The sequence below is a fragment of the Streptococcus sp. GMD6S genome (assembly GCF_000297015.1).
In genome coordinates, this window is the sequence record NZ_AJRH01000048.1 from 1 (window position 1) to 10403 (window position 10403).

Here is a 10403-nt window from a genome sequence, read left to right on the forward strand (position 1 = left end):
GTAGCACCAAACTACGAAAATGAGCCAACTCCACCGGTAAAAACTCCAGATCAACCGGAGCCATCAAAACCAGAAGAGCCAACATATGAGACAGAGAAACCATTGGAACCAGCTCCAGTAGCACCAAGCTATGAAAATGAGCCAACTCCACCGGTAAAAACTCCAGATCAACCAGAGCCATCAAAACCAGAAGAGCCAAACTATGATCCATTGCCAACTCCGCCGGTAGCACCAACTCCTAAGCAGTTGCCAACACCACCAGCGGTGCCAACAGTTCACTTCCATTACAATCGTCTATTTGCACAACCTCAGATTAATAAAGAAATTAAAAATGAGGATGGAGTAGATATCGATCGTACTCTCGTTGCTAAGCAGTCTGTAGTGAAGTTTGAGTTGAAAACAGAAGCGTTGACAGCTGGTCGTCCAAAAACAACTTCGTTTGTATTGGTAGATCCACTTCCAACTGGCTATCAGTTTGATTTGGAAACAACCAAGGCTGCAAGCAAAGGTTTTGAAACAAGCTATGATAAAGCTAGTCACACTGTAACCTTTAAGGCTACTGAGGAGACCTTGGCTGCTTTCAATGCAGATTTGACAAAGTCCTTTGAGACTCTATATCCAACTGTTGTTGGTCGTGTCTTGAATGATGGGGCGACTTATACGAATAACTTTACATTGACAGTCAACGACGCCTACGGTGTCAAGTCAAACATTGTTCGTGTAACGACTCCAGGTAAACCAAATGATCCTGACAATCCAAATAACAACTACATCAAGCCTTTGAAAGTTAACAAGAACAAGCAAGGTGTGAATATTGATGGCAAAGAAGTTCTAGCTGGTTCAACGAACTACTATGAACTCACATGGGATTTGGACCAATACAAGGGAGATAAATCTTCTAAAGAAGCGATTCAAAATGGTTTCTACTATGTGGATGATTATCCAGAAGAAGCCTTAACCCTTCAACCAGAATTGGTTAAGATTCGTGATCTAGAGGGCAATCTTGTACCAGGTGTCAGTGTTCAACAATTTGATAGTTTAGAAGCTGCGCCTAAGAAGGTTCAAGATCTGTTGAAGAAAGCAAACATCACTGTTAAAGGTGCTTTCCAACTCTTCTCAGCTGATAATCCAGCTGAATTCTACAAGAACTATGTAGCAGCAGGAAAATCATTGCTAATCACAGATCCGATGACAGTTAAACCTGAATTTGGTCAAACGGGTGGTAAGTATGAAAACAAAGCCTACCAAATTGATTTTGGAAATGGCTATGCTACAGAAGTAGTTGTCAACAACGTACCGAAAATCACACCGAAAAAAGATGTGACAATCAGTATGGATCCAAGCAGTGACAATATTGATGGCCAAACAATTCCGTTGAACCAGTTCTTCAATTATCGTTTAATCGGTGGTTTGATTCCACAAAATCATTCTGAGGACTTGAATGACTATAGTTTTGTAGATGATTATGACCAAAAAGGTGATCAATACACTGGAAACTATAAAGTTCTTGCCAAGGTTGATATCCGATTGAAAGACGGTCGTGTTATTAAGGCAGGGACAGACTTAACAGCTGAAACACAGGTTGAACATAATCAAGATAAGGGAATGATTACAATTCGCTTCAAGGAAGAATTCCTTCAAGAGATTCAGTTGGATTCTCCATTCCAGGCTGAGACTTATATTCAAATGAAACGAATTGCTGTCGGAACCTTTGAAAATACCTATGTAAATACTGTGAACAAAGTTGCTTATGCTTCAAATACAGTTCGCACGACAACGCCAGAACCTAAGAAACCAGAGGAGCCAACAACTCCTACTCCAAATCCAAAAGGGAATCCTACTCTACCTCAAACAGGTACAAATGATTCAAGCTACATGCCATATCTTGGTCTAGCAGCTTTAGTAGGAGTTTTAGGACTTGGTCAGTTGAAACGTAAAGAAGATTAAAGCAACTAAGCTCTGAATTTAAATAGAAAAGAGGAACTCTGTTTCCTCTTTTTTGTACCCCTAAATTAAAAACGCTTCCTATTGATTTTCACTCATAAAATCAACTAATTTATGTTAAAATGGTAGTAGAAAGTTGAGATTATGAGTTATTTTAAAAAATATAAATTTGATAAGTCACAGTTCAAGCTTGGTATGCGAACCTTCAAAACAGGGATTGCCGTATTTATAGTTCTCTTGATTTTTGGTTTTTTTGGCTGGAAGGGGCTTCAAATCGGAGCATTGACAGCAGTCTTCAGTTTACGAGAGAGCTTTGATAAGAGCGTCCATTTTGGAACTTCGCGTATCTTAGGAAATAGTATTGGCGGTTTTTACGCCCTTGTCTTTTTCCTCTTAAACACTTTATTTCATGGAGCCTTTTGGGTAACTTTACTAGTTGTTCCGATTTGCACCATGTTAACCATTATGACAAATGTCGCCATGAACAACAAGGCAGGAGTTATCGGTGGTGTAGCGGCTATGTTGATCATTACCCTATCAATACCGAGCGGAGAAACATTTTTGTACGTGTTTGCACGTGTATTTGAAACATTTATGGGAGTTTTTGTCGCAATCCTTGTAAATTATGATATTGAGCAACTGAAACTCTTTTGGGAGAAAAAAAGAAAATAATGTTACATTTTATGACATTATTCGTTGACGTATGTCTTTTTTTAGACTATAATAGACAGGAAGAAGGAAATTGTAAATGAAGGAAAGAGAATTTCGCCGAAATATGGCTGTTTTTCCTATCGGCAGTGTTATGAAATTGACCGATCTCTCAGCGCGTCAGATTCGTTATTATGAAGATCAAGAGTTGATCAAACCTGATCGAAACGAAGGGAACCGTCGCATGTATTCGTTGAATGACATGGATCGTCTGCTTGAAATCAAAGATTATATCTCTGAAGGTCATAATATTGCTGCGATTAAGAAAAAATATGCTGAACGCGAGGCGAAGTCCAAGAAAGCCGTGAGTCAGACGGAAGTGCGTCGCGCACTCCACAATGAACTCCTCCAGCAGGGGCGCTTTGCTTCAGTACGGTCACCCTTTGGTCGCGGTTAGGCAATCGCAAGTAGTCATATATATTAAGGAGAAAACCCATGCCAATCACAGCTGCAGATATTCGTCGTGAAGTCAAGGAAAAAAATGTTACCTTTATTCGTCTCATGTTTTCAGATATCCTGGGGACGATGAAAAACGTCGAAATTCCTGCTACAGATGAACAGTTAGATAAGGTCTTGTCAAATAAAGCCATGTTTGATGGATCTTCTATTGAAGGTTTTGTACGTATTAATGAGTCAGATATGTACTTGTACCCAGACTTGGATACATGGACAGTCTTCCCTTGGGGAGATGAAAATGGAAGTGTTGCAGGTTTGATCTGTGATGTCTATACAACAGAAGGCGAACCCTTTGCAGGTGACCCACGTGGTAATCTGAAGCGTGCACTTCGTCATATGGAAGAAGTAGGATTCAAATCCTTCAACCTTGGTCCAGAGCCAGAATTCTTCCTATTTAAGTTGGATGAAAATGGCGACCCAACACTTGAAGTGAATGACAAGGGTGGCTACTTTGATTTGGCGCCTACTGACCTTGCGGACAATACACGTCGTGAAATCGTGAATGTCTTGACCAAAATGGGATTTGAAGTAGAAGCGAGTCACCACGAGGTTGCGGTTGGACAACATGAAATTGACTTCAAGTATGATGAAGTCCTTCGTGCCTGTGACAAGATTCAAATCTTTAAGCTCGTAGTAAAAACCATTGCTCGTAAACACGGTTTGTACGCAACCTTTATGGCAAAACCAAAATTTGGTATTGCTGGATCAGGTATGCACTGTAATATGTCCTTGTTTGATGCAGAAGGAAACAATGCCTTCTTTGATCCAAATGATCCAAAAGGAATGCAGTTGTCTGAAACGGCCTACCATTTCCTTGGCGGTTTGATCAAGCATGCTTACAACTATACTGCTATCATGAACCCAACAGTTAACTCATACAAACGTTTGGTTCCAGGTTATGAAGCACCTGTTTACATTGCTTGGGCTGGTCGTAACCGTTCGCCACTTGTGCGCGTGCCGGCTTCACGTGGTATGGGAACTCGTCTTGAGTTGCGTTCAGTGGACCCAATGGCAAACCCATACATCGCTATGGCGGTTCTTTTGGAAGTTGGTTTGCATGGTATTGAAAACAAAATCGAAGCACCAGCTCCTATCGAAGAGAATATCTACATCATGACAGCAGAAGAGCGTAAGGAAGCTGGAATCACTGATCTTCCATCAACTCTTCACAACGCTTTGAAAGCTTTGACTGAGGATGACGTGGTCAAGGCAGCCCTAGGTGAACACATCTACACTAGCTTCCTTGAAGCGAAACGTATCGAGTGGGCCAGCTATGCAACCTTTGTTTCACAATGGGAAGTTGATAATTATCTTGATTTGTATTAAGAACATAAAAAAGATTATCTAATTGGATAATCTTTTTTATTTTTGCAATGTTATAAAAGTATTTTGATGCAAATTTTAGTATAGGTAATATAGGCAATTCATATTTCTTGCCTTGCTTACAATTATGCATCGGAAACGGGAATATTCTGACAAATCTCAGAAAACGAAATCAAGTTTATGATTAGAAAAACTGTACAATGATGGTATTTAATGGCGATTTTCTACTTTTAAAAAAAGTTTACTATTTGACAACGTATTGCTTGTATAAATGAATAGTAAATGATAAAATATCATTTGGAATGAATGAGTCGCAGTTTTTGTTTGATTGTATTAATATGTTATCTACTCAAGACTTATTCGTTGTATTTTACTATTAAAGGAAAGGAGATGTTATGCAAAAAGACAAGTGGTGGCTACCATTTTTAGCGGTGGGTGTCATCATAGGTTTAGCGGTGGGTTTACTTTATTACACCCGACCCACTAAGGATGGAGATATAGGTTCATCGTCAGTTTCGCAATCAACTTCTAGTGATAAGAACAATACGGCTTTGAGTTTAAAAGGTCAACAACTTCCAGAATTTAAAATGACCTCTCAAGATGGCAAATTGATTGCTATCTCGGAACTGTATGATAAACCTATGTTAGTTGTCGAATGGGCTAGTTGGTGTCCGCATTGCCAGAAACAACTACCCATTGTTCAGCAGATGTATGAAAAGTATGGAGATCAAATTCATTTTGTTCTTCTGAATATGAACGAACCAGGAAAAGAAACAAAGGAAACTGCTGATCAGTATATCAAAGAAAAAGGATATACTTTCCCCTATTATTATGACGAAGATCAGTCCGCAGCCGATCTTTTACAGGTTCAAACCATACCAAGTATGTATCTTGTGACAAAACAGCAACAGGTAAAGAATGTATTAGTAAATCATACCACTGCTGAAAATTTCTCGAAAGAGTTACAAGAATTGCTAAACTAACATACATTCATTTCGGGAAAAAGGAGGAAGAAGAAATCACAATAGGATTTCAGAGAAAATTATGAGAGATTTCATTAAAAAGGTCTCCATTCTGTTTACGATTCTGTTTCTCTCTGTGCCATTAGGATTAGCTAGTTTACGTTTCGGTCGTGGTGCGGCTGATGAAACTGAGGTAATTCGAGTAGGAGATAATACGGAAATTATCCAGAATGGATGTTATCGTAAGATAAAGAAATCGGACCAAACAAAGTGGACAGTTCCACGTAAACCGGTCGACTTAGTTATCCTTCAGGATGCGAGTGGATCGTTCAGGAACACCATTCCTAATGTCCAAAATGCCTTAAAAACATTGACAACATTTGTCAGTGAAGAAAATTATGATGAGAATAATCCTCGTTTGGTTAAGACTGATAACCCGGATACATCAGACCGAGTTATGATGGCAACCTTCCAAGGTGCGGATGGATACAACTATTACTACAATAATGATTTTACAGGTCGTAAAGATGTTGTTGGTGGTTGGGGAGCTGATTATGATTACAAATACAAGTCTAGCAACTTGTCTTCTGATCAAAATGATATCCATCAATTCATTGATAATATTAAGGTAGCAGGAGGAACACCAACCGTTCCAGCTATTGACGATGTCATTGCTCAATATAATCAAATAAAAGGGAATATGGCTAACGGTCGTAAGACCATCTTCCTTTTGATTACGGATGGTGTTGCTAATGGGAAACGTGACCCGGATGGTAAGGTTCGTCTAGAGTACAGTGATTATCGTAACAAAATTCTTTCACGTGCCTGGAATTTTAATGAGCTAACTGAAGCATCTCAAAACGTTTTAGGGCGTGTGGAAGAGGTTAAGGAAGCATCTACAAGACTTAAAAATGTTGTTGGTTCCGAAGGGACTGTAGTAGTAGGTTTCTGGGAAGACGTATCAATCTTTGAAAACTCTAAAGCTCAGTATTATGACACATATAGAGAAGGTTATTCAAAATATTTTAATATAGGAGATAACCGAAGTGTCCAAGATATCTTCCATGAAGCATTAGAGGGGATGGCTTCTCCAGCTAAAAATATTAATGGTAAGAATGTTTCCTTCTATGTTAATGAACAAAGCGATATCAATAAGTTCTCAAGTCGAGTTCTAGAATCTGTTGGAGCTGCGTTGATTAAGGAAGACATTAAAGGTGAGTTCACTGTTACACCTGGATATAAGGTGGATGCTGTTCGAATCAATGGCAAGACTGTTGTTGAAAAAGTCACAGACCCATCAAAACAAATTCGTGGTCGAATCAATCAAGAAGGCGACAATGTCACAATCTATGTACCCGATAGTGTCTTCAATCCAGGTAATAACAGTTTCGACTATGATTTGAGTAAGGAAGCACGTGCTCCTGAAACGAATGAAGAGGATGAAGTTGATCCGCCAGCTGATTATAAACCTGTAAAAGAAGAAGTTACAGTTCCTGAGTTGACTGGTGTCTTCAAGACGGGTGAGTTTAAAACTCAAAAAATCGGTGGACGTAATGAAAAAGTTGAAGTTCAAAAGCTCGAGTACTGTTACCCAAGTGTCACTAAGAAAATTACCGACGCAGATAAGAGAAATGACTTGGGAGAAATTGATGACCCGCTTGGTTTGACAAAGAAAAAAGCCTATTCTGCACAATTGTCAGACAAGGCAGAGGAGTTCACCTATACTCTTGATTACAACTTCAATAACGTAGCCTACGAATTTGAAAAGAACGTCATGTTGACAGACCCACTTGACTACCGTTTGGAAGTAGTTGAAAGTTCAGCTACTGGACCAAATGGAGAAAAATGGGCCACTCGTGTCGTGAAACAAAATGACGATCTTGGAAACGAACGTGATGTTGTTGTTGCTGATGTTCCTGCTAAAGGATCAAACTATAATTACTTGGTATTGAAGAAAGCTCAAATGACCATCAAGGTTCGTTTGAAAGAACAATACCGCAATAATCAAGCAAGTAAAGAATTTATGGCCCTTCTTCAGGATAATGATGGATTCGGTTTGCTGAACCAGGGTAATATCATGTGGAATGGTGATGACAATCAACCAAACCAAGATGCGCATGCCAAGACAGATACTAAACCAAGTACGATTCGCCGTTCAAATCCTGTTTATGTGAAACCACCAGTTGTAACAGAAATTACGAAGAAGGTCAATGATAAGGAACATGAAGATCTTAAGACAGAAGAACAACTCTTCGAGTACAAAGTGACTGTTCCATGGCCAGGCCTTGCAGATACATTCAGCCTTACAGATACAGTTGTTTCAGAGTTGGAAGTTCAGGCAGATAGCTTGAATGTAAAACTTGGTGAAAAAGATAATACTGAGTTGAAAACTGCTGTAAAAGTTGAAGGTCAAACTGTTTCACTGACTCTTGATAAAACTCAACTCGAAAAAATCTCACGTAAGGTAACGCGTCGTAAGACTAAAGATGTTCAATACCTTGAATTGACCTTCAAGGCTAAGATTCGTGCGGGTGCTGACCTTTCTAAATATAAGGAAGATGGTCAAATTAAAGTACCTAACACGGCAGATGTTGTCTTGAATGATATCAAGAAAACATCAAATAAAGTAACGGTTACACCACCAAAACCAAAAGAACCTTCTATTAATAAGAAGATTAATGAAAACTTGGATACATTCCAAACATTTGATGGACAACCATACAACTACAACATTACAACAGCAGTACCAAGTGATGTTGCAAATTACAAGAAATTTGTGATTCGTGATACACTAGATGCTAATTTGGAACTTGCAGGTGCCGTAAGTATTAAAGGTTCTGCAGCTGCCCTCTTTGATATCCGCACCAATGGCCAAGAGATTACGGCAACGGTGAAGGATGGTCAATTTGGTGAACTTGCAAAATACTCAACTGTTGAACTAGTCATTCCTGCAAAAGTTAAAAATGGTGTGACAGGCACAACCATTGAAAATAAGGCTTCTATTTCCTTTACAAATGAGAATAATGTAGAGAAAAAAGTTGAATCGAAACCTGTCACCGTAACGCCACCTCCTGTAACGAAGAAGATCAATGAAACTCTTGATCACTTAGATATCGCGACAGGTCAAGCGTATAACTACAACATTAAGACAAAACTTCCAACCGATATTACAGATTACAAGAAATTTGTGATTACAGATACACTTGAAGGAGATTTGTCAGTTATCAATGAAACTTCAAGCAAACCAGTTATCAAAGGAGCAGCTGCTGCCTTCTTCGATGTAACAGTTGAGGGTCAAACCGTGACTGCAACGATGAAGGACTTTGCGAACGCTACAGCTCTTGCTGGTCAAGAAGTGGAATTGATTATTCCAGCTAAGATCAATGATGGAGTGACTCGTATCAACATTCCAAATACTGCGAAGTTTAGCTTCACAGATAAGAACGATCATAGCGGAGAAAAGGAAACGAAACCTGTCACCGTAACCCCTCCATCAGAACCAGGTGTTGATAAGAAAATCAACGAAACACTGACAGAGGCAACAATCGGTGCGGAAACCGACTTTACTTATAATATCAAAGCGAAATTGCCAAATGATATTACAACGTACAAGTCCTTCGTTGTAACGGATACCTTGGATGAGAACTTGACTCCAGGTCAAGCTGAAATCAAGGGAGCTGCAGCGAAATTCTTCGATGTAACAGTTCAAGGTCAAACCGTGACTGCAACGATGAAAGATTTTGCGAATGCGGGTGACTACGGTAACCAAGAAGTAGAGCTCGTGATTCATGCCAAAGTGAAGAAAGGCTCAACTGTTCCATCTATTGAGAACAAAGCTAAGATTACTTACACCAACAAGAATGACCAACAAGGTGAGAAAGAAACCAAGCCAGTCACTGTTACACCACCACCAATCACGAAGAAGGTGAATGGTCAGGAACACGCAGATCTTGGTAAGTTATCAGAAATCTTTACTTATACGATTGACTCAACGGTTCCACATGTGGCAGATAGCTTCACCATTTCAGATGATATCGTCAAAGAATTGGCATTTGAAGGGGAAGCAACTGTCACTGTTGACGGCCAAGCTGTTCAAGATTTGACTGTGAAAACAGAAGGTCAAACCTTGACAGTCACATTTGGAAAAGATCAAGTGAAACAATATGCTGGTAAAGCAGTCCAAGTTTCATTCAATGCCAAGATTAAAGACGGCATCACTTTCGATGCTCTCTTGACTGCTTATCCAAATGAAGCAAAAGACAAGCCAGTAGTACCAAATACTGCTAGCTACATCATTAATGACAATCCTGATTCTAAGAAAGAATCAAAACCAGTTACAGTTACACCACCACCAACCACTACTCCAGAGCTTAAGAAGGAAGTAAACGGAGCAGAACGTTATGATCTTGCAAAACGTAATGAAGAATTTACTTATACTTTGAAAACAACAATGCCTGCCAGCGCAACTGTGTTTGAGATGACAGACGAGTTGAAAGAAGTTCTAGAATTTGTCGGTGAGAATGCTTCAGCTACTGTTAAACTTGATGGTGAGGATGCAGGATCGAAGGCGACAGTGACACTTTCTGGTCAAGTCATCAAAGTTGCCTTTACAGAAGCTTCTGTAAAAGCAGATGCCGGTAAGTCAATTGAAGTGAATTTCAAGGCTAAGATTAGAGATAATGCCAACTTATCAGCTTATGTGAATAAAGATGGTAAGACAGAGATTCCGAATAAGGCTTCTTATGATATTGATCATAATCCAAGATACCACAAGGATTCTAACGAAGTTCCAGTAACGCCACCAACACCAGAAGAGCCAGAGATCAAGAAAGATGTGAACGGCAAAGAAGCTGAAACTCTTGACAAACGTGACCAAGTCTTCACTTACAACGTGAAAACAACAGTAGCGCAAGATGCGACAGCCTTCTCAGTCACAGATACACTAGTAGACGTTCTTGAATTCGCAGGAACTTCAAGTGCTAAATTGAATGGTCAAGCTCTTGATGCTAG

5 protein-coding genes and 1 pseudogene are annotated in these 10403 nt (G+C 39.5%); all 6 read left to right on the forward strand.

Annotated elements, in window-relative coordinates; genetic code table 11:
• A partial coding sequence (locus GMD6S_RS07145) for an SspB-related isopeptide-forming adhesin (protein WP_000320405.1) occupies positions 1-1947 on the forward strand: 1947 nt, incomplete at its 5' end.
• A 141-nt stretch (positions 1948-2088) separates the two neighbouring features.
• The gene (locus GMD6S_RS07150) at positions 2089-2616 is read left to right on the forward strand and encodes an FUSC family protein (RefSeq protein WP_000119887.1); all 528 of its coding nucleotides are present in this window, start codon (positions 2089-2091) and stop codon (positions 2614-2616) included.
• Positions 2617-2692: 76 nt separating this feature from the next.
• Positions 2693-3049, forward strand: a complete 357-nt coding sequence (gene glnR / locus GMD6S_RS07155; protein ID WP_000664333.1) for a transcriptional repressor GlnR — start codon at positions 2693-2695, stop codon at positions 3047-3049.
• A gap of 38 nt (positions 3050-3087) precedes the next feature.
• A complete protein-coding gene (gene glnA, locus GMD6S_RS07160) occupies positions 3088-4434 on the forward strand; it encodes a type I glutamate--ammonia ligase (protein ID WP_001122883.1) in 1347 nt (448 codons plus the stop codon).
• Between the two features lie 392 nt (positions 4435-4826).
• Positions 4827-5414, forward strand: coding sequence for a TlpA family protein disulfide reductase (locus GMD6S_RS07165; protein WP_001168152.1), 588 nt, complete (start codon positions 4827-4829; stop codon positions 5412-5414).
• Positions 5415-5475: 61 nt separating this feature from the next.
• Positions 5476-10403, forward strand: a pseudogene (gene padA / locus GMD6S_RS07170) (LPXTG-anchored isopeptide-forming adhesin PadA); the annotation flags it as partial.

What these genes read in the sequence shown, in the direction of transcription:
- glnR (WP_000664333.1), top strand. Translation starts at nt 2,693, where the DNA reads ATGAAGGAAAGAGAATTTCGCCGAAATATGGCTGTTTTTCCTATCGGC.
- glnA (WP_001122883.1), top strand. Translation starts at nt 3,088, where the DNA reads ATGCCAATCACAGCTGCAGATATTCGTCGTGAAGTCAAGGAAAAAAAT.
- GMD6S_RS07150 (WP_000119887.1), top strand. Translation starts at nt 2,089, where the DNA reads ATGAGTTATTTTAAAAAATATAAATTTGATAAGTCACAGTTCAAGCTT.
- GMD6S_RS07165 (WP_001168152.1), top strand. Translation starts at nt 4,827, where the DNA reads ATGCAAAAAGACAAGTGGTGGCTACCATTTTTAGCGGTGGGTGTCATC.